Raw genomic sequence first — 24,599 nt, 5'->3', positions numbered from 1 at the left:
GATGTCCGTACACCTGCACTGGTTTCTGCCGACCGGCGGCGACGGGCGGACGCTCGTCGACCGGCACGCCTACACCGATGGCGGCATCCGGCGGGACCGCATCACCCCGGTGAGCGGCGTACGGGCCCCGGACGTCGAGTATCTGGCGCAGATCGCCAAGGCCGCCGAGCAGTTGGGCTTCGAGGCGGTGCTCACGCCGACCGGGACGTGGTGCGAGGACGCCTGGCTGACGACGGTCGCGCTCACCCAGGTCACCGAGCGGCTGAAGTTCCTGGTCGCGTTCCGGCCGGGGGTGATCTCGCCGGTGCTGGCCGCGCAGATGGCCGCGACCTATCAGCGGATCTCGCGCGGGCGGCTGCTGCTGAATGTGGTCACCGGCGGTGACTCCACCGAGCAGAAACGGTTCGGCGATCATCTCGACCACGATCGCCGCTATGCCCGTACGGATGAGTTTCTCCAGGTCGTACGGGGTGTGTGGAGGGGTGAGCCGTTCGACTTCCGCGGCGAGCACTATCAGGTGGAGGGCGGGTTGACGGCGCTGCCGCCGGACCCGCTGCCGCAGATCTTCTTCGGTGGGTCGTCGGCGGCCGCGGGGCCGGTCGCCGCCCGGAACGTGGATGTGTATCTGACCTGGGGCGAGCCTCCCGAGCAGGTGAAGGAGAAGACCGACTGGATCCGGGGGCTGGCGGAGAAGGAGGGGCGTACGGTCCGGTTCGGGATCCGGCTGCACACCATCTCGCGGGATACGTCGAAGGATGCCTGGGCGACCGCCGGGCGGCTGCTGGACGATCTGGATCCGCAGACGGTCGCGGCCGCCCAGCAGGCGCTGGGCAGGAGCGAGTCGGTGGGTCAGCAGCGGATGCTGGCGCTGCACGGCGGCTCGCGCGACCGGCTGGAGATCTCGCCCAATCTGTGGGCGGGGGTGGGGCTGGTGCGCGGTGGCGCGGGCACGGCGCTGGTCGGCAGCCATGCCGAGGTGGCCGACCGGATCGAGGAGTACCACTCGCTGGGCGTCGAGCACTTCGTGCTGTCGGGCTATCCGCACCTGGAGGAGGCGTACTGGTTCGGTGAGGGGGTACGGCCGGAGCTCGCCGCCCGTGGTCTGCTGGACGCCGGGCCGCCACCGGCGGCGGGCGTACCGGCCGCCAACGGACGGCCGGCGTCCGCACCTGGCGGCGCGCCGCTGCTGATCGCCGGAGGGCGCTGAGGCGGGGCGATCTCTCCCAGGAGGCCCGGGAAGAGATCGCCCCCTCCCCCAGTTGGTAGAAGCATGAACTACACCGGGGTGCGTACGGTCGAGGTCGTGGTGGTCGGGGCCGGGCAGGCGGGGCTGGCCGCGGCCTTCCATCTGCGGCGGGCGGGGTATGAACCGGACCGGGACTTCGTGGTGCTCGATCACTCTCCGCGGCCCGGCGGTGCCTGGCAGTTCCGGTGGCCGACGCTGACGTACGACAAGGTGCACGGGATGCACGCGCTGCCGGGGATGGAGCTGACCGGCGCCGATCCGCGGCGGCCGTCGTCCGAGGTGATCGGCGCGTACTTCGACAGCTACGAGCAGACCTTCGGGCTGCGGGTGCACCGGCCGGTGAGCGTACTGGCGGTGCGCGAGGGCGAGGGCGGGCGGCTGCTCGTCGAGACCTCGCAGGGGCGGTATGCGACGCGGGCGCTGATCAATGCCACCGGTACGTGGGACCGGCCGTTCTGGCCGCGGTTCCCCGGGCAGGAGACGTTCGGCGGGCGGCAGTTGCACAGTTCCCAGTACTCCGGGCCGGAGGCGTTCCGCGGGGCGCGGGTCGTGGTGGTGGGCGGCGGGACCTCGGCCGTACAGCAGTTGCTGGAGATCGCTCCGGTGGCGGCGGCCACGACGTGGGTGACGCGTCGGCCGCCGGTCTTCCGCGACGGCCCGTTCGGCGAGGCCGAGGGCCGGGCCGCGGTGGCCCTGGTCGAGGAGCGGGTCAGGCAGGGTTTGCCGCCGCGGAGCGTGGTGAGCGTGACCGGATTGCCGATGACGGACGCGATCCGGCGGGCCCGCGAGAGCGGTGTGCTGGAGCGGCTGCCGCTCTTCGAGCGGATCACGCCCACCGGGGTGAGCTGGCCGGACGGGCGCACGGTCGAGGCCGACACGATCTTGTACGGGACCGGGTTCCGCGCCGCCATCGACCATCTCGCGCCGCTGAAGCTGCGCGAGCCCGGCGGCGGCATACAGATGGCGGGCACCCGTGCGGTGCGCGACCCGCGGGTGCACCTGGTGGGTTACGGGCCGTCGGCGAGCACCATCGGCGCCAACCGGGCGGGCCGGGCCGCGGTACGGGACATCCGCCGACTGCCGGGGCGCGAGCCGGCGGTGGCTGCCGGGTGAGCAGGCCCGATGGGCGGGTGGGCCCGGTACGCCTCGTGCACCGGACCCACCCGCCCACCTATGCCCTCACACGCCTTGGAGCCGCGCCTCGTACGACGACGCGGCGTGCTCCACGAGGCCGATCAGCACCTCCTTGCAGGACGTGCGGTCGCGGGCGTCGCACAGCACCACGGGGGTCCCGGGATCGAGGTCCAGGGCCCGTGCCACCTCCTCGGCCCGGTGCGCGCGGGCGCCGTCGAAGCAGTTGACGGCCACCACGAACGGGATGCCGCGGTGCTCGAAGTAGTCGATGGCCGAGAAGCTGTCGGCCAGTCGGCGGGTGTCGGCAAGCACCACGGCGCCCAGTGCGCCCTGCGCCAGCTCGTCCCACAGGAACCAGAAGCGGTGCTGTCCCGGGGTGCCGAACAGATACAGCGCCAGGTCGTCGTGGAGGGTGATCCGGCCGAAGTCCATCGCCACGGTCGTGGTGGTCTTGCCCTCCACCCCGTCGAGCCGGTCGACCGGGCGGCCGGCCTCGGTGAGCCGTTCCTCCGTGCTGAGCGGACGGATCTCGCTGACCGAGCCGACCAGCGTCGTCTTGCCGACCCCGAACCCTCCGGCCACTGTCCGCCATCACCCGGCACCGGTACCTCTGATTCCCCGTCAATTCCGGAGTACGGAACCGCTCCGGGAATGGGAAATGACCTCGGCAATGAGAAAGGTCACGCATATCGCACCCGCTATGCCGTCATACGTCCGGCAGTTACCGCAAACGGGATATCGACACCAGACGGAACGGTTCAGGATTCCGCCACCAGTTCGGACCTCACACGTTTACATGATCGAAAACGAACATGAGAACGAGTGTTCACTGGAAAGCATGATCGATACCGGAGAGGGTTCCGTGGGCACACCGCGACGGGTGATGCTTACGGGGCGCAAGCGACGAGCTGCAGACCGTCACCGCGCCTCCGGTCGATATCCCTTGCTGGGCCGGAGAGTTGGTCCCACAACGCATGACTTTCTCAAGGAGAACACCCCAGATGAACGACATCCTCACCAGCGTGATCGCCGGCATCGTCCACATCGTCGGCTGGCTGGTCTGACGGACTTCGCAAGCAGGAGCGCCGCCCCTCCCTGTCCCGGGAGGGGCGGCGCTCCGCGTTGTCCGCCGTGCTTCAGGTCTCCAGCTTCTGCCGGGAGGTCTCGGGCAGCGTCAGGTACACCACGAAGGACACCAGGCACAGCGCCGCCACGTACCAGGGGAAGAGGTCGGCGTGGCCGGCCTGCTTGAACCACGTGCCGACGTAAGGGGCGGTACCGCCGAAGAGGGCCACGGTCAGGGAGTACGGGAAGCCGATACCGGCGGCCCGCACCCGCGCGGGGAACACCTCGGCGTTCACGGCCGCGGCGATCGAGGTGTATCCGGTCAGCAGCACCATGCCCGCGCACTGCACCAGCAGCAGCGACAGGAACGCATCGGTGACCAGGTGCAGCAGCGGCACCGCCAGGACCGCGAAGCCCAGGGAGAAGCCGAGCAGCAGCGGTTTGCGGCCGATGCGGTCCGACAGCAGCCCGCCGAGCGGCTGGAGCAGCGCGAAGAAGGCGAGCGAGACGGTGCCCACGATGAGCGAATCGCCCTTGTCGAAGCCGGCGTTGACCTGCGCGTAGGTGGGGAGGTAGGTGGTCCAGGTGTAGTAGGCGATGGTGCCGCCCGCGGTGATGCCGCAGATCAGCAGGGACTGGCGGGGGTGGCGGCGCAGCGCCTCGAAGAGGCCGGGCCGTTCGGCGGCCCGCTGCTCGGCGCTGCGGGTCTCCTGGGCACCGCGCCGGATCCACAGTCCCAGCAGGCTCAGCAGCGCACCGATCAGGAACGCCACCCGCCAGCCCCACTGGCCCATCTCCCGCTCGGTGAGCACCGCCGCCAGCAGCGCCGCGGTCCCGGAGGCCAGCAGCTGGCCGAGGGTCGTGGAGACGTACTGGAAGCTGGAGAACAGTCCGCGCCGCCCCGGCCCCGCCGATTCGACGAGGAAGGTCGTGGACGCCGCGAACTCACCGCCCACCGACAGCCCCTGCACCAGGCGCGCGACGACCAGCACCAGGGGTGCCAGGACCCCGGTGGCCGCGTAGGTGGGTGTGAGGGCGACCAGCAGGCTGCCGGCGCCCATCAGCAGGATGGTGACGGTCAGCGCGGTCCGCCGGCCGCGCCGGTCGGCGACCGCGCCCATCAGCAGCCCGCCGACCGGCCGCATGAAGAAGCCGACCGCGAAGACGGCGAAGGTCGAGAGCAGCGGCACCAGGGAGTTTCCGGTGTCCGCGGGGAAGACCTGCTCGGCGAAGTAGACCGCCAGGAAGGAGTAGGCGTACCAGTCGTACCACTCGACGGCGTTGCCTACGGAGGCCGCGGCCAGCTGCCGCAGCCGCGACGGCGGGCGGGCGCCGTCATCGGGTGTCCGTCCCTCGGTCAACTGCTCGGCGCTCGGCATGGTCCTCCGCTCCCGGTTCTTCTCCTGGGCCTGCTGCTGGGGCAGGATGAGCCGTCAGGTGATCATGTACCGATGAGGCGGGTGTCCGCCAGAGTCCATGGCGGCCGAAAGGAGACCGAAAGGAGATGGCAACGTGCGGGTAGCACTGTTCGTCACCTGCGTCAACGACCTGCTCCATCCCCGGACCGGCCAGGCGGTGGTGACCCTGCTGGAACGGCTGGGGGTGGACGTCGACTTCCCCGCCGAGCAGAGCTGCTGCGGCCAGCCGCAGTTCAACACCGGGTACCGCCACGCGACCGAGCCGCTGGTGCGCCGCTTCGACCGGGCGTTCCGGGAGTACGACTATGTCGTCACCCCGTCCGGTTCGTGCGCGGCGATGGTGCGGGACAACTACCCGCGGATCGGGGCGAAGGCCGCCGCCGAGGGACGCGGCCGGGAGCTGGCCGAGGCGGCGGCGCTGGCCGTGCCCAAGACGTACGAGCTGACCGAGTTCCTGGTGGATGTGCTCAAGGTGGAGGACGTCGGCGCCTATTACCCGCATACGGTCACCTACCACCCCACCTGCCACGGTCTGCGGATGCTGGGGCTGGGCGACCGGCCGCGGCGGCTGCTCGCGCGGGTCGGCGGGCTCCGGTTGCGGGAGCTGCCGGGCGCCGAGGAGTGCTGCGGCTTCGGCGGCACCTTCGCGGTGAAGAATCCGGCGGTGTCGGCGGCGATGGGCGCGGACAAGGTCCGCCATGTCCTCGGCACCGGCGCCGAGGCGGTCTGCACCGTCGACAACTCCTGTCTGCTGCACATCGGCGGGACCCTCGCCCGGCAGGGCTCGACGGTCCGCCCGGTCCATATCGCCGAGATCCTGGCCAGTACGGAAGGGAGCGTGTGGTGAGCGGCACGTACCTGGGCATGCCGGCGTTCCCCCGTGCCGCGGAGGACTCCACCCGCGACACCCGGCTGCGCGCCAACCTCACCCATGCCACCCACACCATCCGCGACAAGCGGGCCAAGGCGGTGGCCGAGCTGGACGACTGGCCTCAGTTGCGGGCCGCGGGCGCCGCGGTGAAGGACCGTACGCTGCGCCGGCTCGACCACTATCTGGAGCAGCTGGAGACCGCGGTCACCGCCGCGGGCGGCCGGGTGCACTGGGCGGCGGACGCCGAGGAGGCCAACCGGATCGTCACCGAGCTGGTGCGGGAGACCGGCGAGCACGAGGTGGTCAAGGTCAAGTCGATGGCCACGCAGGAGATCGGGCTGAACGAGGCGCTGGCGAAGGCCGGCATCCGGGCGTACGAGACGGATCTGGCCGAGCTGATCGTGCAGCTGGGCGACGATCTGCCGTCGCACATCCTGGTCCCGGCGATCCACCGCAACCGCGCCGAGATCCGCGACATCTTCCGCCGGGAGATGGGGAGTTGGGGGCGTCCGGCGCCCGAGGGGCTGTCCGACTCCCCCGCCGAGCTGGCGGAGGCGGCGCGGCTGCATCTGCGGGAGAAGTTCCTGTCCGCCAAGGTCGGGATCTCCGGCGCCAACTTCATGGTCGCCGAGACCGGCACGCTGGTGGTCGTGGAGTCCGAGGGCAACGGGCGGATGTGCCTGACCCTGCCCGAGACCCTGATCTCCGTGGTCGGCATCGAGAAGGTGGTACCGACCTGGCAGGACCTGGAGATCTTCCTCCAGCTGCTGCCGCGCTCGTCCACCGCGGAGCGGATGAACCCCTACACCTCCACGTGGACCGGCACCACGGACGGCGACGGGCCGCGGACCTTCCACCTCGTCCTGCTCGACAACGGGCGCAGCGACACCCTGGCCGACGCCGTCGGACGGCAGGCGCTGCGGTGTATCCGCTGCTCGGCCTGCCTGAACGTCTGCCCGGTGTACGAGCGGGCCGGCGGGCATGCGTACGGTTCGCCCTACCCGGGCCCGATCGGCGCCATCCTCATCCCCCAACTACGCGGCATCCAGGGCCCGTTGGAGGCTTCGCTACCGTACGCCTCCTCGCTGTGCGGGGCCTGCTACGAGGTGTGCCCGGTCGCCATCGACATCCCCGAGGTGCTGGTGCATCTGCGCGAGCGGGTGGTCGAGGGCGGGCCGGTCACCCGGGGCGGCTCACGGGCCGTGCTCAAACCGGCAAAGGGGCATGCCGCGGAGCGGGCCGCGATGCGCGCGGCGGCCTGGGCGCTGGACCATCCGGGCGCGCTGCGGGGCGGGATGCGGCTGGCGGCCCGCACCCGGCGGCTCCATCCACGGCGGCTGCCGGGACCGGGGCGCGCCTGGACCCGGACCCGCGAGCTGCCGACGGTGCCGGCCGAGTCCTTCCGCGACTGGTGGCAGCGCACCCGGGAGGCGTCGCCGAACGGGTCCGCCGAGCGAGGTGAGTCCAAGTGAGCAGCCGGGACGTGGTGTTGGGGCGGGTGCGCCGGGCACTGGCGCAGGCGCCGCGCGGGCAGCGGCCGGGCGGGCCCGGCGATCCGCCGGTCGTCCGCGACTACCACCGGGTGCACGGGTCCCGTACGACCGCGCAGACCGTCGATCTGCTCGCGGAGAACCTCGCCGACTACCGCGCGATCGTGCACCGCAGCGGCCCCGGCGGGCTGCCGGCGCTGCTCCACCGGCTGCTGGCCGAGCGGGGGGCGCGGACGGTGCTGGCGCCGCCGGGGCTGGAGGCGGCATGGCTGGCGGCGGCGGCCGACTCCGGCGTCACCCTCGTCGAGGACCGGGTGGCACACACCCCGCGCGAACTCGACGCCGTGGACAGCGTGGTGACCGGGTGTGCGGTGGCCATCGCGGAGACCGGCACCCTCGTCCTGGACGCCGGTCCGGACCAGGGAAGACGGCGGATCACGCTGGTGCCCGACCATCACCTCTGTGTCGTCCGCGTCCCGGACCAGGTCGTCGGCTCGGTTCCGGAGGCGCTGGGGCGGCTGGCACCGGAGCGTCCGCAGACCTGGATCTCCGGCCCGTCGGCCACCAGCGACATCGAACTGGACCGGGTGGAGGGGGTGCACGGGCCGCGGACGCTGGAGGTGATCCTGCTGACGGGGCCGGGGGCGGTCGACTGAGCCCCTCTGCCCCCTCCGTCGGGCGGACCAGGACCTGCGGACCAGGACCAACGGCCGATCGCGCCCCCGCCGACCTGCCTGTACCTTCCCTTTCGCGACCATCCGACGGGCCCTCCAGGGACCCGGCGTCCCCACAGGAGAACCCATGCGCGTCATCGCCTTCGACCACCTCGTTCTGAACGTCACCGACGTCGAACGATCGCTGGCCTTCTACTGCGGTCAGCTCGGTCTGGAGCCGGTCCGCGTGGACGACTGGCGGGCGGGCGAGGCGCCCTTCCCCTCCGTGCGCGTGAGCCCGACGACCATCTTCGACCTCGTCGAGGGGCCCCGCGAGGGCTCCAATGTCGACCACCTCTGCCTGGTCGTCGAGCCCCTCGACTGGCAGGAGGTCGTCGACTCGGGCGAGTTCACGGTGGTCGACGGCCCCGGGCCGCGCTTCGGCGCCCGTGGCGAGGGCGAATCCCTGTACGTCAGCGACCCGGACGGCAACATCGTCGAGCTCCGCTGGTACCCGCAGGGCGCCTGAGTCCGCCGCGGTCCGTCAACGGCCGGCATTGCGGGGAGCGGTCTCCCGCGCCGCGATCCGGCCGCGGCGGCGCGGGCGACCCGCCGGACAGGCCCTTGGCGTCACACCTCGCCCATGAGGCGGCCGACCAGCCCGCCGGGGGACTCGTCGCCCGCGTCGCGGCCCTCGCGCGCGACCACGTCCTTGCCCATGGGGGCGTCGGAGACGTCCGCCCCGGAGGTCGAACGGGGGTGGGAGGAGTCCGGGGCGTGGTCGGCGGCGGCGGTGCCCGCGCCGCCGAGCAGAGCGGCGGCGGCCAGGGTTACTGCGAAGAGCGTGGTGCGGATACGCATGAATCCTCCTCAGAGCCAAGACAGTGATCAGCCTCTGTACTTCCCGTCACCGTCTGCGCGATGTGGTGAGCGCTCAAAGATCACCCCGTTGGACCCTTGCGCGGACAACGCTCTTCGTCGACTGCCTGTGCTCTTTGCCGACTGCCCGTCATGAGCCGTCCGGGGCCGGCCCCGCGCACCCGAGCCTGCGGACCAGCGCCTGCCCGATGGGTCATGGCCAGCCCGAACGGGACAGGTGTGCGACCCCGTTGTCAGTGGGGATTCCTACACTGATCGGGATGTCTCTCGCGCACGCGGTGCGCGGGCGCGCCCCGGGGGGAGGGAGCAGGCGATGCTGCGGCAGGAGTTACCACCTCGGCGTTCCGGAGCGGCCGGCGGCCCGCCCGCGACAGGTCCCGGGACGTCGGCCCCCGCCGTACCGGCCCCCGCGCCGGCCCGGCTGCTGACCTGGCTGGGGCGGCTGGGTGCGCCGGCCGCGGCGTTCGGCGCGTTCCAGTCGCTGATGGGGCTCCTGCCGGAGAGCCTGGCGGGCGAGGCGGCGCGGTACGGCCTGGCGGCGACGGCCGGTGCCGGGGTGGGCGCCGTGGTGTGGCTGGCGGCGGCCCTGCTTCAGGCCCGCGCCACGGCCGCCGTGCCGGCGCCGCCGCCCGGTCCCGCGGTGCCGGCGGCCGGTTCGCTGCCCGAGCTGATGGACGGCACGTATGAGGCGCTGCGGCGCGGTCTGTCGGTGATCGAGGTGCCCGGCCACGGTCCGCTCACGGGCTGGCCGCACTCCCTCGCCGAGAGCCGTCCGCCCGTGCATCCGACGGCGTTCGGCACGGCGTACGGGCTGCATCTGCTGCTCGACATCGCACCGTTCGACGGGCGCATACGGGCCGGTGAGGTGGCCGAGACGCTCTGGCGGCTGCGGCTTCCCGGCGGCGGGTGGGCGGCCCGCTCGCAGGGCAGCGGGGCGCGCCCCGAGGTGACCGCGATCGTGCTGGGCGCGCTGGCCCGGGCGGGCGCCGATCCGCGGCTGCTGGAGGCCGAAATAGACTCCTGCGAGGCGCTGTTGGACCCGGATCGCGATGCCTGGGGGCTGGGCAACACCTATGTGGTGACGAATGTGCTGCGCGGTCTGCTGCGGGCGGCGCCCGGCTCCCCCTCACTGCACGGACTGCGCGAGGTCCTGGTCAACGGCGCCACGGCCGACCCGGCGCGCGGCCACCACCGCTGCTGGGGTGCGGCGCTGGCCGGCGGACTCGGCAATCCGGCGCCGTCCGCGGCGCACACCGCGCGGGCGGTGGTGACGCTGGACCGGGCCGCCCGGGTCCTGGGCGAGGACTCCCGGCAGCGGGCGGTGCGCGAGGAGGGCCTGCGCTGGCTGCTGGCGGGCGCGTCGGCGCCGGACGGCGCAGCCGATCTGGACAACTGCCAGGAGGAGGTGCGGCGCCCGGGCCGGGAAGACCCGCTGCATCAGGAGCTGCTGTCGGTACGGCACTTCTCGGCCGCCTGGGTGGCCCGGGCCCTGATGACGGACGGGGCACGGAAGGTCGCCGCGGAGGGGGCGGGGCCGGAGGTGTGGGAGGAGCGGCTGGCCGCGGCCGTGGCGCGGGTCCGGGGGATGCAGCAGGGCGGGGTGTGGCGGTGGGACGACGGCGCGATGGGCCATCCGGTGTGGATGGCGTATCAGGGCCTGTCGGTGCTGCGGCGGCATGCGCTGCTGGTCTACCGGCCGTGAGGTCGGCCGGGTTCGGGGCGGCGGGGGCCGCCGGTGGTCGGCGGCCCCGGTGAACGGGAGGCGGACATGCAGGTCGAGGAAGCGCGGCGGCTGCTGGCGGAGCGGCTCGGCGGCGGGCCGCGGCCCCCGTCGCCCGAGTGGGCGCGGGCGGCGGTCGCCCTGCTGGCGCGGCCCGACACGCTCGGTCCGCTGGTGCGCCGATTATCCGTCGGCGACCGGGACTTCGCGGAGTGCGCCCGGCTGTCGTACCGCCATGTGCTGGGCTTCGACAAGCTGTTGCTGCTGCACGGCGCGCCCCTGTTCATGCTGCGGGTCCATTTCTGGCACGGCCGCACGGGCGCGGTCCCCGAGGACATCCACAACCACCGGTGCGCCATCGCCTCGGCCGTGGTCCGCGGCCGCGTCCGGATGGAGTGCTATGAACCGGCCCCGGACGGTGTGCCCGCGGTCGCCTATCGGGAGACGATCGACGGCCCCGGCGGGGCGTGGCGACTGCGGCGGGTCGGGGACGCGCGGCTGCGGCTGCTGCGCTCGGAGCGGTTCGGCGCCGGGCGGAGCTACGGTCTGGACGCCCGTACGCTGCACCGGGTCGTGAGCGAGCAGCCGACGGTGACGCTGTTCCTGGAGACCGCCGCGCAGCGGGCGGCGACCGACGTCTACGTCCGCAGCGGCGGCGCGGTCAGGGACGGCGGCGTCGAGCGCCCGGCCGCGCCGCCCAAGACTCCGCTGTCGCCGGCTGTCTATCTTGCCGAACTCGACGCGCTGGCAGGCTCTTTGGGCTACTGAACGGCAGCGGCCCGAGCCCCGCGTAGCCGTAGCGGGCCGTCATCGCGCGCAACCCCGCCGCGTCCAGCCGGCCGCCGAGCGCCTGGCGGATCACGCCGAGGTTGTAGGCGTCCACGCCGGCCTCGACCAGCTCGGCCGGCCGGGCCCAGCGGTAGTCCTGGTCGGCGCTGGGCAGCACGACGTCCAGCGTCAGCGGACGGACGATGAAGTTGTCCTGATGGTTGCGGACGCGGCGGCCCTGATAGTCGCTCAGGAAGCTGGAGGCGCCGGTGCGCGCGACGATGACCCCGAGGAGTCCGGTCTCCTCCTTGAGCTCCCGCAGGGCGCCGCTCTCGGCGGACTCCCCGCGGTCGAGCTTGCCGCACGGCACGCCCCAGGTGCCGGGCAGAAAGCGCTCGCGGTAGCTGCGGCGCACGATCAGCACGCGACCGTTGTGCACCACCACCGCCGCGGCCAGATGGGTGTGGGCTGCGGATTGATTCATCGGACATCTCGCAATCCGAGGGGACGGGCGGCAGGCCCGTGGCGGAGGACCACCGTACCGGCGATGACTTCACGGCGGACCGGTGACGACGCCCGGCGGACGGTGAACTGGCGTGCGGAGGGCTCGCATTGGGCGCACACCGCGTTCGCGCGTGCTGAGGGGGTGCCGGCCTGCGCTCGGGGCCGCCGAACGCCCCGGCCGCCGAGGGTGACCCTGGCGTTGGTAGGCATCCGATGCGTACGCAGCCCAGAGGTCTGGGTAGCCCGCACGCCCCTCGGCAGACTCCGTGTCATCGCCGCCGAACGACGGCGGCGGAACGACAGGAAGGCAGCGCCACATCATGAGCGGCGAGAGCAACTCCCTTGTATGGAATGCCGGTTGGGCGGCGGCCGTACAGCGCCCCAGCGAGGGGTTCCACAAGAACTGGGCGCTGGAGGGGTTCGCGGACCAGACGGTGCGGCAGGTCGTACGGGTCACCGGCGCCGGCACCTCGGCCCGGGTCAGGCTCTCCAACCGGTACGGGACCGCCCCGCTGGAGATCACCGGTGCCACCCTGGCCCGCACGGACAAGGGGCCGTCCGTGCAGGACGGCACGGAGCGCCGGCTCACCTTCGGCGGCGCACCGTCCGTCCTGATCCCGCCGGGGGGCGAGCTCTACAGCGACGCCGCCGAGGTGACGGCGGCGCCGTTCGACTCGCTGACCGTCTCGCTGTACTTCGCGCGTCCGACCGGGCCGACGACCTTCCACGCCCAGGCCTACGCCACGGCCTACCGCGCCGAGGGCGACCGGCTCGCGGCGTCCGATCCGGCGGTGTTCAGCGAGACGTCGGTGTCCTGGTACCACTTGGCCGCCGTGGAGCTGGCGGACGGCGGCCCGGCGCGGCGCGACACGGTGGTGGTCTTCGGCGACTCGATCACCGACGGCTTCGCCTCGACCGTCGACGGCAACCACCGCTACTCGGACGCGCTCGCCGAGCGGCTGGCCGAGCGGGGCACCCCGCGCCCGGTGCTCAACCAAGGCATCGGCGGGAACCTGCTGCTGAACGACTCGGCGTGGTTCGGCGAGCGGGCGGTCGACCGCTTCCGGCGCGATGTGCTCGACCAGCCCGGAGTGCGCTCCGTGGTCGTCCTGGTGGGGCTCAACGACATCGGCTTCAGCGAGGTCGATCTGCCCACGTACCAGCCGAACCCGGACAACTCCGCGGCGGAACTGATCGCCGGATACCGGACGCTGATCGCCATGGCGCATGCCGCGGGGGTGCGGATCACCGGGGCGACGATCCTGCCCTTCAAGGGGTCGGAGTACCACACGCCGAAGGCCGAGGCGAAGCGCCGGGAGGTCAACGACTGGATGCGCACCTCGGGCGAGTTCGACGCGGTCGCCGACTTCGCCGCGGCGCTGGCGGACCCGGACGACCCGGACGCGCTCGCGCCGGCCTACGACAGCGGCGACCGCAAGCACCCGGGCGACGAGGGCTACCGCGCGATGGCCGCCGTGATCGATCTCGCCGCCCTGTAGCGGGCCCCGGGGCCGATCGCCATGGAGCCCGGTATGCCGGAGAGAGAGTGCGGCGGCCACCCCGACCAATGGAACTGGCCGCCGCGCCCTCGACCTTACCCGCGGGTCACTTACCGGTCACCACTTGATCGCCGGCCGGGGTGAGGTGTGCGTCACGCCGTACCAGCGCCGCATAGCGGCCGTCGGCGGCGAGCAGTTCGTCGTGGGTGCCGCGCTCGGCGATCCGGCCGGCGTCCAGGACGACGATCTGGTCCGCGTCGCGGACCGTGGACAGCCGGTGCGCGATGGTCACGGTGGTGCGCCCCTCGGACAGCGCGTCGATGGCCTGCTGCACGGCGTGCTCGGTGCGGGTGTCCAGGGCGCTGGTCGCCTCGTCCAGGACGAGTACGGGCGGATCGCGCAGGATGGTGCGGGCGATCGCCAGGCGCTGCTTCTCGCCGCCGGAGAAGCGGTAGCCGCGCTCGCCGACGAGGGTGTCGTAGCCGTCGGGGAGGGCGGCGATGTGGTCGTGTATCTGGGCGGCCTTGGCGGCGCGTTCGATCTCGTCGCCGGTGGCGTCCGGCTTGGCGAAGCGGAGGTTGTCGGCGACGGAGGCGTGGAAGAGGTAGGTCTCCTGGGAGACCACGCCGACCGCCCGTGCCAGGGTGTCGAAGTCGAGGTCGCGGACGTCCGTGCCGTCGAGGGTGACCCGGCCCTCGGTCACGTCGTAGAGCCGCGGCACGAGGTAGCTCAGGGTGCTCTTGCCGCTGCCGGTCGGGCCGACGACGGCGAGGCTGCCGCCGGCGGGGACGGTCAGGTCGATGCCGTCGAGGGTGGGTGCCGCGTCGGGGTCGTAGCAGAACCGCACGTTCTCGAAGCGGACCTCGCCGCGCGGGGCGGCGAGGCGGACCGGGTCGGCGGGCTCGGTGATGGCGACCGGCAGATCGAGGTATTCGAAGATCCGCTGGAAGAGCGCGAGCGAGGTCTGCATCTGCACGCCGGTGGACAGCAGCGAGACGGTCGGCCGCAGCAGGCCCTGCTGGAGCGAGACGAAGGCGACCAGGGTGCCGATCGAGAAGACCGGACCGCCGAACTGGAGGACCAGTCCCGCCGCCCAGTAGATCAGCGCGGGCATGGCCGCCATGACGATGCCGATGGTGGCCATCCGCCAGCGGCCGGCCATGTTGGCACGGACCTCCAGACCGACCAGGCGCTCGGACTCGTCGGCGAAGGACCGGGTGAGGGAGCCGGCCCGGCCCATCGTGCGGCCGAGCAGGATGCCGCTGACCGAGAGGGATTCGGTGACCATCGCGGACATCGCGGCCATCTGCTTCTGCCGCTGGGTGGTGATCTTCTTGCGTTCGTTGCCGACCCGCCGGCTGATCCAGACGAAGAGCGGAAGCAGCAGCAGCGAGACGGCGGTCAGCCGCCAGTCGAGCGCGAGCATGGCGCAGACGGTGGCGACGACCGAGGTCAGGTTGGAGACCAGGGAGGTGGCGGTCGAGGTGACCGTGGCCTGCATACCGCCGATGTCGTTGGCGATCCGCGACTGGACCTCGCCGGTGCGGGTGCGGGTGAAGAACGCCAGCGGCATCTGCTGGAGCTTGGCGTAGACGGCGGTGCGCAGGTCGTGCATGACGCGCTGGCCGACGGTGGTGGACACCAGGGTCTGCAGGACGCCGAAGACGCTGGTGGTGACGGCGGTGGCGATCATGCCGAGGGCGAGCAGGGTGAGCAGTCCGGTGCGCCGTTCGGGGATCGCCACGTCCAGGATCGCGCGGAGCAGGAAGGGCGCGGCCACCGAGACCAGCGAGGAGGCGCCGACGAGCAGGCCGACGAGGGCGAGGCGGGCGCGGTAGGGGCGGAAGAGGGCGAGGATCCGCCGCAACTGGACCGGCGCTTCGGGGTCCTTGGGCGGTGGGGTCCACTGGGGTTCGTCGCTGCGCATGAGCTCCTTCGAGGTGTGCGGGATGCGGGCGGGGACAGGCGGGGGGCGAGCATCATGGAGCTTAGCTCATTGTTACCTATACTCACAATGAACCAGGTCCTGATATCGGCTATCCTCGCGGTATGCCCTCCCCCGAGCCGACGGTCAGCACCGCCAACGTCGCCGAGCAGCTGGTACGGCTGACACGGCGGATGTACCGCGCCCAGAAGCACCATCTGGAGCACCTGGACATCGCCTTCACCCCCGCGCAGTCCCGGCTGCTGCGGATCGTCGACCACTACCGCGACGCCCCGCCCCGGATGGCCGACCTGGCCGAGCGGCTGGAGGTCGTACCGCGCGCGGTGACGACGCTGGTGGACGGGCTGGAGGCGCACGGCGCGGTGCGCCGGGTGCCCGATCCGGCCAATCGCCGGGTGGTGCGGATCGAGCTCACCGACACCGGCCGCTCCACACTCCGCGCGTTGCGCAGCGCCCGACGGGCCGCGGCGGAGGAGATCCTGGCTCCACTGACCGCCGAGCAGCGCCAGGTGCTGGGCGGTCTGCTGTCCACCCTGGTCGACGGACCGGGCACACCGCACTGAGCCGGACCGGGTAGACCGTACGCAGCAAGGGCGTGCCTCTTCGATCTTCGTGGCCCACGGAGACCGAAGAGGCGCGCCCTGCAAAGCCGAACGGCCCGGGCCCGTCCGACCCCGATCCATCGGGCGGGCCCGGACGCGGAGTCGACCGGAGGAGTGCCCGCCATGCCCCTGCTGGAGCCGAAGCCCGAGTCCCTGCGGCCCACCGCCCACCACGGCCCCGCGCACGACCGGGTGGCCGACCGGCGGGCATCGGGCACCCCCGAGCCGCTGCGCGGCGATCTGATCGCGCTGCTCGGCGCGGACAAGGTGCTGCACACCCTCTCCGACCTGGTCCGCTACTCCTGCGACGCCAGCCCGTACCGCTTCGTCCCCCAGGTCGTGGTGCTGGCCGAGGACCTCGACGATGTCTCGGCGGTCTTCTCCTACGCCCACGGCAAGGGCCGCAACATCGTCTTCCGGGCCGCCGGGACCTCGCTCAACGGCCAGGCGCAGGGCGAGGACATCCTCGTCGACGTCCGCCGGCACTGGACCGGGATCCAGGTGCTCGACGGCGGCGCCCGGGCCCGGATCCGGCCGGGGACCACCGTGCTGCGCGCCAACGCCGCCCTCGCCCGCCACGGCCGGGTGCTGGGCCCCGACCCGGCCAGCGCCGTCGCCTGCACGCTGGGCGGGGTGGTCGCCAACAACGCCTCCGGGATGACGGCCGGCACCACCCGCAACTCCTACCGGACGCTGGCCTCCGCCACCGTCGTCCTGCCGTCCGGCACCGTCGTCGACACCGCCGACCCGGCCGCCGACGAGGAGCTGGCGCACGCCGAACCGGCGCTGTGCGCGGGCCTGCTGGCGCTGAAGGCCGAGATCGAGGCGGACCCGGAACTGGTGGCCAGGATCCGCGCCAAGTACGCCCTGAAGAACACCAACGGCTACCGGCTCGACGCCTTCCTGGACGGTGCGACACCGGTGGAGATCCTGCGCGGGCTGATGGTCGGCTCCCAGGGCACCCTGGGCTTCCTCGCCGAGACCGTCTTCGACACCCTGCCGCTGGACCGCCGCGCCTCCGGTGCGCTGCTGTTCTTCCCGGATCTGAGCGCCGCGGCGGCCGCGGTGGCGCGGTTCACCGAAGCGGGCGCGCGGGCCGTGGAGTTGATGGACGGCAACACGCTGCGCGCCTCGGTGAGCGTGCCCGGGGTGCCCGCGGACTGGGCGGCGCTGCCCAAGGAGACCGCCGCACTGCTGGTGGAGTTCCGGGCGCCCGACGAGGCCGCCCAGGAGGCGTACGAGCGGGCCGCGGCGCGGGTACTGGACGAACTGGAGCTCATCGCCCCGGTCGCCTCCGTCAGCAACGCCTTCACCCGGGACGCGGCCGTGCTCGGCGGCTACTGGAAGGCCCGAAAGGCGTTCGTCACGGCGGTCGGCGGCTCCCGGCCGTCCGGGACCACGCTGATCACCGAGGACTTCGCGGTGCCGCCGGAGCGGCTCGCCGAGGCCTGTACCGCCCTGCTGGAACTCCAGTCCCGGCACGGCTTCGACGCGGCGGTCGCCGGGCACGCCGGGCACGGCAATCTGCACTTCCTGCTGGCCTTCGACGCGGCGAAGGCGGACGATGTGGCGCGCTACGCCGCCTTCATGGACGCGTTCTGCCGGCTGACCGTGCACCGCTTCGACGGCTCGCTCAAGGCGGAGCACGCCACCGGGCGGAACATCGCCCCGTTCCTGGAGCTCGAATGGGGCCCGCGGGCGACGGAGTTGATGTGGCGGCTCAAGGAGCTGGTGGACCCGCACGGCATCCTGGCGCCCCGCGTCCTCCTCGACCGCGACCCCCGGGCCCACCTGCGCGGCCTGAAGACGCTGCCCGAGATCGAGGCGATCGCCGACCCCTGCATCGAGTGCGGCTTCTGCGAACCGACCTGCCCCAGCGAGGATCTGACCACCACGCCCCGCCAGCGGATCGCGCTGCGCCGCGAGATGCTCCGCCAGCCCCCCGGCTCCCCCGTGACCACCGAGCTGCTGGACGCGTACGGCTATGCCGCGGTGGACACCTGCGCCGGCGACTCGACCTGCAAACTGGCCTGCCCGGTGGGCATCGACACCGGTGCGCTGATGCGGGACTTCCGGCATCGGCGGCACTCGGCGCGCGAGGAGTGGCTGGCGGAGCGCTCCGCCCGGCGGTTCGGCGCCGTCGAGCGGTCAGCGCGGCTGGCGGTGGCCGCCGCGGACCGGATCGGCGACCGGCTGCCGACGTCGCTGACCGGCACCGCCCGCCGGGTCGTACGCCCCGACCTGGTGCCCCAGTGGCTGCCCCATATTCCCGGCGCGGCGCCCCGCCGGCTCCCCCTGACGCCACGGACGGGCGCGGCCGCGGTCTACTACCCGGCGTGCGTCAACCGGATCTTCGGCGAGCGCCCCGGGCACCGGGGGCCTTCGCTGCCCGAGGCCGTCGTTGCGGTGTCGCGGCGGGCGGGCCGGCCGGTGTGGATCCCCTCGGACGTGACCGGGACCTGCTGCGCCACGATCTGGCACTCCAAGGGCTATGAGCGGGGCACCGAGGTGATGGCCAACCGCATCGTCGAGGCGGCCTGGGGCTGGACGGCCGGCGGCCGACTGCCGCTGGTCGTGGACGCGTCCTCGTGCACCCTGGGCCTCGCCCGTGAGGTCGTGCCGTATCTGACCCCGTTCAACCGTGCGCTGCACGCCGAGCTGACCGTCCTCGACTCCGTCGTCTGGGCCGCCGACGAGCTGCTGCCGCGGCTGCGGATCGAGCGCCGCGTCGGCTCCGCGGTGCTCCACCCCACCTGCGCCATGGAGCACTTGGGGGACGAGCCGCAGCTGCGACGGGTCGCCGAGGCGTGCGCGAGGGAGGTGGTGGTGCCGCACGACGCGGGCTGCTGCGCCTTCGCCGGCGACCGCGGGATGCTGCATCCGGAGCTGACGGAGTCGGCGACCGCCAAGGAGGCGGCGGAGGTGACCGCGCGGCGCTTCGACGCGCATCTGTCGGCGAACCGGATGTGCGAGATCGGCATGGACCATGCGACGGAGGGCCGAGGCTATCGCTCGGCCCTCCTGGCGCTGGAGTGGGCCACCCGGTCCGGCCCGTCCGGCGGATGAGGAGGCGCGCGGGTCAGTTCGCGAGGTGCAGCGCCACCGCGCTCCTGGCGGGCACGGTCACCCGGGCCTTGCCGTCGTCGCCGACCGTGACGGTGTTGCCGGAGCAGTCGTCCGGTGCGGCCTTGACCACGTTGCAGTACGTCCCGCCGGGCAGCGACGTGGCGAAGGTCTGCGTCAGTTCGCCGTCGCCGTTGTTGAGGGCGACGAACCCCTTGCCCCGGCGTGCGAAGGCGATCGCGCTCCTGCCGTTGTCCCACCAGTCGGTCAGCTCGGCGGATCCCACCGCGTTGCGGAACCCCACCATCCCGGTGATCTCCCGCTTGGCGTGCTGCCCGGTCCAGCCGCCGCTCCCGCTGGGCGGTCCCGCGTCCTTGTCGGACCACTCGTAGCCGGAGTAGACGTTCGGCGAGCCGTAGGGCGAGGCGAGCATGAAGACGTTGGCGAGGGTGTAGGCCGCGCCGTCCTTGTACGTGAGCGTCGAGCCGTTGCGCTCGGTGTCCCAGTTGTCGACGAACGTACGGGCCTTGTCGCTGCCGAGTTTGCCGTCCGCGACGGACTTGAGCTGGGCGAGGTCGCCGCCCTGGAACGCGCTCTTGAGGTGGCTGCCGTAGCGGAACTCGTCGACGTCGCCGATGCCGGTGTACTCGTCGGGCTGGACCGCCTCGCCGGCGCCGTGGATGACCTCCTGCACCCAGTAACCGGGGTCGCTCATCTTGCCCTTGATGGCGGCGACGTCGGTGGCGGAGATGTGCTTGGCGGCGTCGATCCGGAAGCCGTCCACGCCCAGCGACCGCAGGCCGTCGAGGTACTTGGCGATGGTGGTGCGGACGTAGTCGCTGCCGGTGTCGAGGTCGGCGAGCCCGACCAGTTCGCAGTTCTGGACGTCGTCGCGGTTGGTGTAGTCGGAGATGCTCTTGCGGCAGCCGTGGAAGTCCTGGTCCTGGTAGTAGCCGGGGTAGTTGTACTTGGTGTACTGGGTGCCGCCGGTGCCGGTGCCGGACCCGGCCGCCATGTGGTTGACGACGGCGTCGGCGATGACCTTGACGCCGGCGCCGTGGCAGGCCCTGACCATCGAGGCGAACGCGTCCCGGTCGCCGAGCCGTCCGGCGATCTTGTAGCTGACGGGCTGGTAGGAGGTCCACCACTGGTCGCCCTGGATGTGCTCGGTCGCGGGCGAGACCTCGACATAGCCGTAGCCGGCCGGGCCCAGCTCGTCGGTGCAGGCCCTGGCGACGTCCGCGTACTTCCGCTCGAACAGCGTGGCGGTGACGGTCTTCTCGCCGGGCGGGGTGGCCTGGGAGGACCACGGCGCGAAGGTGGCGAGGCCGGCGGCGGCCAGTACTCCGGCCAGCGCCCCGCCCACCACACGGGAACGTTGCTGCATCTTGCGGCTCCTTCGTCATGGGGCACGGCACGCCGCACCGCGCCCACGAGAGCAGCCACGCGCCAGGCCGCCATGGGGGGTTTCCGCATCGGAGCCTGCCGTTTACCTCGTGAACACGTCAACCCTTTCCGCAAGGCTTTTCAGTGGCTTGCGAAAGATGCTGACGGAGCGCCGGGCGGTGTTGCAGCAAGAGGTCCCGCCTGGTGCCCCGACGCGACCGCGGCAGCGCCCGGACGCCTGCCCGGCATCGCGAAAAGAGTCCAAGTGTGTCGTATCAAGAGTCCAATTGGCCCTCTTGTGCCACCGCCTCCCGGCCGACATGGTCCTGACCGAGGTTCACCTGCCCCGGCGCACCACCGCTCCTTGGAGGAACGATGAACGAGGCACAAGCGCAGCACCACGACCACAACGAGGCGGGCCCCAGCCGCCGTTCGGTCCTGTGGACCGCCGGTGCCGCGGGCGCCGGGCTGGGCCTCGGCGGACTGACGGCCGGCTCCGCCGCGGCGGCCACGCCCACGGCGGCCGATCCCGCATCGGCGGCCGGCACGGCCCCCGCGGCCAAGGGCAAGACCATGATCGGGGTCCCGTTCGAACGACGGTCCACCGTACGCGTCGGCATCATCGGCCTCGGCAACCGCGGCGACGGCATGATCGGCCTCTTCCTCGCGGTGCCGGGCGTACGGGTCGTCGCCCTGTGCGACCCGGTGAAGGAGAAGACCGCCAAGGCCGCCAAGAAGGTCACCGCCGCGGGGCAGCCCGCGCCCGCCGTCTACACCAACGGCGACCACGACTTCGAAAACCTCTGCAAGCGCGGCGACATCGACTTCGTCTACGTGGCCACGCCCTGGGACTGGCACTTCGAGATGGCCAAGACGGCGATGCTCAACGGCAAGCACGTCGGCGTCGAGTGCCCCCTCTCCCTGCGCCTGGACCAGCTCTGGGCCCTGGTCGACCTCTCCGAGCGGACCCGCAGACACTGCATGCAGCTGGAGAACTGCTGCTACGGCAGAAACGAGATGCGGGTGCTGCGGATGGCCCACGCGGGCCTCTTCGGCGAGCTGCTGCACGGGGCGGGCGCCTACATCCACGATCTGCGCGGCCTGATGTTCGACCCGAAGTACTACGAGGGACCGTGGCGTCGGCTGTGGCACACCCGGCTGCGCGGCGACCTCTACCCCAACCACGGGTTCGGCCCGGTCGCCAACTACATGGACATCAACCGCGGCGACCGCGCCGTGCGCATCTCCAGCTTCGGCACCCCCGCCCTCGGCCTCGCCGCGTACCGCAAGGAGCACATGCCGGCGAACGACCCGAGCTGGAAGGAGTCCTACATCGAGAGCGACCGGACGATCAGCCTCGTCCAGACCGCCAAGGGGCGGGTGATCCGCCTGGAGCACGATGTCTCCACCCCGCACCCCTACAGCCGCATCAACAGCCTCGGCGGCACCAAGGGCGTCTTCGAGGACTACCCCGAGCGGATCTACCTGGAGCCGGACCAGAGCAACGACGAGTGGGGCGACTTCGCGCGGTACGCGGAGTGGGACCACTGGCTCTGGAAGGAGCACGCGAACCCGCCCGGGGGGCACGGCGGCATGGACTACATGCTGGTCTTCCGGCTGATGCAGTGCATGCGGCTGGGTCTCGTACCGGACTTCGACGTCTATGACGGGGCGACGTGGACGGCGCCGGTGCCGCTGAGCGACGCGTCCATCAAGGCCAACGGCGCCCCGCAGGAGATCCCCGACTTCACCCGCGGGCTGTGGAAGAAGTCCCGGCCGGGGATGGACTCGCAGAAGCCGGAGGAGTAGAGGCGGTGCGAAGGGCCGCCGGCCGCGGACCCGCCTCCTGCGGCCGGCGGCCCTCGGCGTCAGCCGTCGCAGGCCGTGACGGGCGCCGCGCCCGGCTCCTCGGCCGGCTGCGGGGGCCGCTGCTCCGAGGACTCCGCTGCCGCCGGCCCCGACTCCCCGCCGAGGACCCGCCTCGCCGTCACCCGGTCCAGCGCGCCCTCCCAGCGGGACACCGCGAACACCGCGACGCAGTTGCCGAGCAGGTTGGTGGCCACCCGCATCGAGTCCATGATCCGGTCGACGCCGAGCAGCAGGGCGACCGCGGCGGCCGGGATGACGCCCAGCGCCGAGGCGGTCGCCGACAGCGCCAGGAAGGCCGAACCCGGCACCCCCGCCATGCCCTTGCTGGTCAGCATCAGCACCAGGACGACCGTGATCTGCTGGCCGAGCGAGAGATCGACGCCGACGGCCTGCGCGATGAAGAGCGTGCCGACGGAGAGGTAGATCGAGGCGCCGTCCAGGTTGAACGAGTACCCGGTCGGCAGCACCAGCCCCACCGCGTCGTCCCGGCAGCCGGCGGCCCGAAGCTTCTGCATCATCCGCGGCATCACGGTCTCGCTGGAGCCGGTGCCGAGCGCCAGCAGCAGTTCCTCACGGGTGTAGCGGACGAACCTCCACAGGCTCAGCCCGGTGACGGCCTTGAGCGCCAGGCCGAGCAGCACCAGGAAGGCCAGCGCCACGCCGTAGCAGACCGCGATCAGCTTGCCGTACGTCGACATCGCCCCCAGGCCGTACTCCCCGACGAGGTGGGCGGTGGCGCCGAAGACCGCGAGCGGGGCGAGCCTCATGACGTAGCCGACGATGGTGAACACGACATCCTGGGCCTGCTCGATCAGCGGCAGGAGCTGCGGCACCTTCTGCTGCCCGAGGTGCAGCAGCGCCGCACCGACCAGGCAGGCCAGCACCAGGACCTGCAGCAGCGAGTTCTCCGCGAACGCGCCGACCGCGCTGTTCGGCAGCGACTCCAGCACGAACTGGCTGGTGGAGGGCAGCTGTCCACCGCCCGTCTTGGCATCCACCGCGCCCTTGTCCAGGGACGCCGGATCGATGTGCATCCCGGCGCCGGGCGCGAAGACATTGGCGGCGACCAACCCGACGCCGAGCGCGAGGGTGGTCGCCACCTCGAACCAGATCAGGGCCTTGACCCCGATGCGCCCGAAGGCCCTGAGGTCACCCGCCTTGGTGATACCGGTGACGACGACGCAGAAGACGAGCGGGGCGATCATCGCCTTGATCAGACGGACGAAGCCGTCGCCGAGCGGCTGGAGCGAGGGGCCCGCCTGCGGCCACAGGCGTCCGACGAGGACACCAAGGGCCAGGGCGATGAGCACCTGGGCGAACAGGCTGGTGCGCAGGAGGCGGCCTGCGCGGCGGGCGACGGTTGCGGTGGCGTGCGGCACGGGCACTCCTCCAAGGACGAATTCTGTTATGCGGAAGTTGACTTCCGCGATCCGCCACTATGGCCGCCGGTCGTTCACCACGAAAGGTCCGAGGCAACTTCCGGAAGAATCTTGGAGCTTGACCCAAGGCGATTCGCGCGGCCCGTGGGCTTTTGCCCGGCACCGGCCCTGACGCACGCAATCCGCCCGCCGCGCCGGGCCTCCACCGCGCCCCCTCAGCCGGCGAGCCGCACCTTGTCGCCCATGACGACGACGGGATGCCGCGCCGGGTCGAGGGTGCGCAGCAGCGTCTGCATCGCGGCCTTCGGCACGCTGACACAGGCGGAGGTCCCGCCGCCGTGGTCCCCGTGCAGCCAGATCCCGCCGCCCTTGGACTGCCCCTGGGGCCGGGTCGGGTCCAGGGGGGAGGTGCCCTTGACGCGGTTGTAGTTGATCGCGACGACATAGTCGAAGTCGTGCCGGGTGCTCTTGTCCCAGTACGGCGGCGGGGTGAACGCCGACGAGTGCGTATAGGGCAGCTTGGCGCCGGGATCGGCGAGCACTCCGCCCGCGTCGGTCAGCGTGAACACGCCGACGGGGCTGCGCTTGTCGCCTTCGTGGTGGTCCACGGTCCAGCCGCGCCGCCCGTTGTGCGCCGCCCAACTCGCCTTGCGGTCCCATCCCCTGGCGTCCTTCTCGTACAGGACGACGGTGGAGTCCGCGGAGTCGGCGCCCACGCCGTAGACCGCGACGACCTGGCGCGAGGCGGCGGGGATCCGCGACCGCAGGGCGGTGCCGATCCCGGGAACCTCCTTGAGATGGGTGGTGGCGGACGCCCCGCGCGCCGGGCCGCCCGGACGCTGCCCCTTCCCCGCGTCGTCCGTGCCTCCCGAGTGCCGGCCGCCCGGCCCGCCGCAGCCCACCAGAAGGACCAACCCCGCCGCGGCCACCGCCGCGCTCCGCACCGCACCGCCCGAAGTCCGCATGGCCCCATGGTCGCACCGCGAGCCTGACGACCGTTCAGCGCCCGTCCGCCGCGCACGGCTTCCCACACGATTGTCCGAATCATATGACCGCAGCGGAAAAACCGTTTGAAAACGACCCACGCCGCGGGCCAATCTTCCAGAAC

At 72.3% G+C, this 24,599-nt stretch carries 20 protein-coding genes; 12 read left to right on the top strand and 8 right to left on the bottom strand.

What is annotated here, in order from left to right:
- Window position 1 precedes the first annotated feature (1 nt).
- Entirely contained in the window at window positions 2-1,207 is a 1,206-nt protein-coding gene (locus ACZ4NB_RS15275) for an LLM class flavin-dependent oxidoreductase (protein WP_467661622.1), read from the top strand.
- Between the two features lie 63 nt (window positions 1,208-1,270).
- Entirely contained in the window at window positions 1,271-2,359 is a 1,089-nt protein-coding gene (locus ACZ4NB_RS15270; protein ID WP_467661620.1) for an NAD(P)-binding domain-containing protein, read from the top strand.
- Between the two features lie 66 nt (window positions 2,360-2,425).
- Here ACZ4NB_RS15270 and ACZ4NB_RS15265 read toward each other — a convergent pair whose 3' ends face one another.
- Both ACZ4NB_RS15265 and ACZ4NB_RS15260 read right to left on the bottom strand, forming a co-directional pair.
- On the bottom strand, window positions 2,426-2,962 hold the full coding sequence (locus ACZ4NB_RS15265; protein WP_467661618.1) for a GTP-binding protein: 537 nt from the start codon (window positions 2,960-2,962) through the stop codon (window positions 2,426-2,428).
- Window positions 2,963-3,516: 554 nt separating this feature from the next.
- Window positions 3,517-4,824: an MFS transporter gene (locus tag ACZ4NB_RS15260; RefSeq protein WP_467661616.1), complete on the bottom strand. Its 1,308-nt coding sequence runs from the start codon at window positions 4,822-4,824 to the stop codon at window positions 3,517-3,519.
- A 133-nt stretch (window positions 4,825-4,957) separates the two neighbouring features.
- On the opposite strand from ACZ4NB_RS15260, the gene ACZ4NB_RS15255 reads away from it, so the two are divergent.
- The 4 genes from ACZ4NB_RS15255 (at window position 4,958) to ACZ4NB_RS15240 (ending at window position 8,406) form a co-directional block, all read left to right on the top strand.
- Window positions 4,958-5,710: a (Fe-S)-binding protein gene (locus ACZ4NB_RS15255; protein WP_467661614.1), complete on the top strand. Its 753-nt coding sequence runs from the start codon at window positions 4,958-4,960 to the stop codon at window positions 5,708-5,710.
- Window positions 5,707-7,206 (top strand): lactate utilization protein B, encoded by a 1,500-nt coding sequence (locus tag ACZ4NB_RS15250; RefSeq protein WP_467661612.1) that lies wholly within the window; start codon window positions 5,707-5,709, stop codon window positions 7,204-7,206. The genes ACZ4NB_RS15255 and ACZ4NB_RS15250 overlap by 4 nt, the downstream gene beginning before the upstream one ends.
- On the top strand, window positions 7,203-7,880 hold the full coding sequence (locus tag ACZ4NB_RS15245) for a LutC/YkgG family protein (RefSeq protein ID WP_467661610.1): 678 nt from the start codon (window positions 7,203-7,205) through the stop codon (window positions 7,878-7,880). The genes ACZ4NB_RS15250 and ACZ4NB_RS15245 overlap by 4 nt, the downstream gene beginning before the upstream one ends.
- A 145-nt stretch (window positions 7,881-8,025) precedes the next feature.
- Window positions 8,026-8,406, top strand: coding sequence for a VOC family protein (locus ACZ4NB_RS15240; RefSeq protein ID WP_467661608.1), 381 nt, complete (start codon window positions 8,026-8,028; stop codon window positions 8,404-8,406).
- A 101-nt stretch (window positions 8,407-8,507) separates the two neighbouring features.
- Here ACZ4NB_RS15240 and ACZ4NB_RS15235 read toward each other — a convergent pair whose 3' ends face one another.
- Entirely contained in the window at window positions 8,508-8,738 is a 231-nt protein-coding gene (locus ACZ4NB_RS15235) for a hypothetical protein (RefSeq protein ID WP_467661606.1), read from the bottom strand.
- Between the two features lie 331 nt (window positions 8,739-9,069).
- On the opposite strand from ACZ4NB_RS15235, the gene ACZ4NB_RS15230 reads away from it, so the two are divergent.
- On the top strand, window positions 9,070-10,458 hold the full coding sequence (locus tag ACZ4NB_RS15230; RefSeq protein ID WP_467661604.1) for a hypothetical protein: 1,389 nt from the start codon (window positions 9,070-9,072) through the stop codon (window positions 10,456-10,458).
- A gap of 66 nt (window positions 10,459-10,524) precedes the next feature.
- On the top strand, window positions 10,525-11,244 hold the full coding sequence (locus tag ACZ4NB_RS15225; protein ID WP_467661602.1) for a hypothetical protein: 720 nt from the start codon (window positions 10,525-10,527) through the stop codon (window positions 11,242-11,244).
- Here ACZ4NB_RS15225 and ACZ4NB_RS15220 read toward each other — a convergent pair.
- A complete protein-coding gene (locus ACZ4NB_RS15220; protein ID WP_467661600.1) occupies window positions 11,138-11,728 on the bottom strand; it encodes an NUDIX domain-containing protein in 591 nt (196 codons plus the stop codon). The genes ACZ4NB_RS15225 and ACZ4NB_RS15220 overlap by 107 nt on opposite strands.
- A gap of 340 nt (window positions 11,729-12,068) precedes the next feature.
- Between ACZ4NB_RS15220 and ACZ4NB_RS15215 the strand changes: the two genes are divergently transcribed.
- Window positions 12,069-13,247: an SGNH/GDSL hydrolase family protein gene (locus ACZ4NB_RS15215; RefSeq protein WP_467661598.1), complete on the top strand. Its 1,179-nt coding sequence runs from the start codon at window positions 12,069-12,071 to the stop codon at window positions 13,245-13,247.
- Between the two features lie 106 nt (window positions 13,248-13,353).
- On the opposite strand, the gene ACZ4NB_RS15210 is transcribed toward ACZ4NB_RS15215, so the two are convergent.
- A complete protein-coding gene (locus tag ACZ4NB_RS15210) occupies window positions 13,354-15,174 on the bottom strand; it encodes an ABC transporter ATP-binding protein (protein WP_467661596.1) in 1,821 nt (606 codons plus the stop codon).
- Window positions 15,175-15,296: 122 nt separating this feature from the next.
- Here ACZ4NB_RS15210 and ACZ4NB_RS15205 point away from each other — a divergent pair, with 122 nt between their 5' ends.
- Together ACZ4NB_RS15205 and ACZ4NB_RS15200 are read left to right on the top strand one after the other, a co-directional pair.
- Window positions 15,297-15,755 carry a MarR family winged helix-turn-helix transcriptional regulator gene (locus tag ACZ4NB_RS15205; RefSeq protein ID WP_467661594.1) on the top strand — a complete coding sequence of 153 codons (459 nt, stop codon included), beginning with the start codon at window positions 15,297-15,299 and terminating at the stop codon, window positions 15,753-15,755.
- Between the two features lie 162 nt (window positions 15,756-15,917).
- Window positions 15,918-18,860 (top strand): FAD-binding and (Fe-S)-binding domain-containing protein, encoded by a 2,943-nt coding sequence (locus tag ACZ4NB_RS15200; RefSeq protein ID WP_467661592.1) that lies wholly within the window; start codon window positions 15,918-15,920, stop codon window positions 18,858-18,860.
- A gap of 13 nt (window positions 18,861-18,873) precedes the next feature.
- Here the strand turns inward: ACZ4NB_RS15200 and ACZ4NB_RS15195 are convergent, their stop codons facing one another.
- Window positions 18,874-20,244 carry an alpha-amylase gene (locus tag ACZ4NB_RS15195; protein WP_467661590.1) on the bottom strand — a complete coding sequence of 457 codons (1,371 nt, stop codon included), beginning with the start codon at window positions 20,242-20,244 and terminating at the stop codon, window positions 18,874-18,876.
- A gap of 374 nt (window positions 20,245-20,618) precedes the next feature.
- Here ACZ4NB_RS15195 and ACZ4NB_RS15190 point away from each other — a divergent pair, with 374 nt between their 5' ends.
- Complete coding sequence (locus ACZ4NB_RS15190; RefSeq protein WP_467661588.1) at window positions 20,619-22,052, top strand: Gfo/Idh/MocA family protein; 1,434 nt, start codon at window positions 20,619-20,621, stop codon at window positions 22,050-22,052.
- Window positions 22,053-22,111: 59 nt separating this feature from the next.
- On the opposite strand, the gene ACZ4NB_RS15185 is transcribed toward ACZ4NB_RS15190, so the two are convergent.
- Together ACZ4NB_RS15185 and ACZ4NB_RS15180 are read right to left on the bottom strand one after the other, a co-directional pair.
- Window positions 22,112-23,491 carry a cation:dicarboxylate symporter family transporter gene (locus ACZ4NB_RS15185; protein ID WP_467661586.1) on the bottom strand — a complete coding sequence of 460 codons (1,380 nt, stop codon included), beginning with the start codon at window positions 23,489-23,491 and terminating at the stop codon, window positions 22,112-22,114.
- 215 nt (window positions 23,492-23,706) lie between these two features.
- A complete protein-coding gene (locus tag ACZ4NB_RS15180; RefSeq protein ID WP_467661584.1) occupies window positions 23,707-24,456 on the bottom strand; it encodes a L,D-transpeptidase family protein in 750 nt (249 codons plus the stop codon).
- Window positions 24,457-24,599: the final 143 nt, after the last annotated feature.

Source organism: Streptomyces sp. NPDC026575, from assembly GCF_055567415.1.
This window is presented reverse-complemented; position numbering and strand designations above follow the sequence as displayed.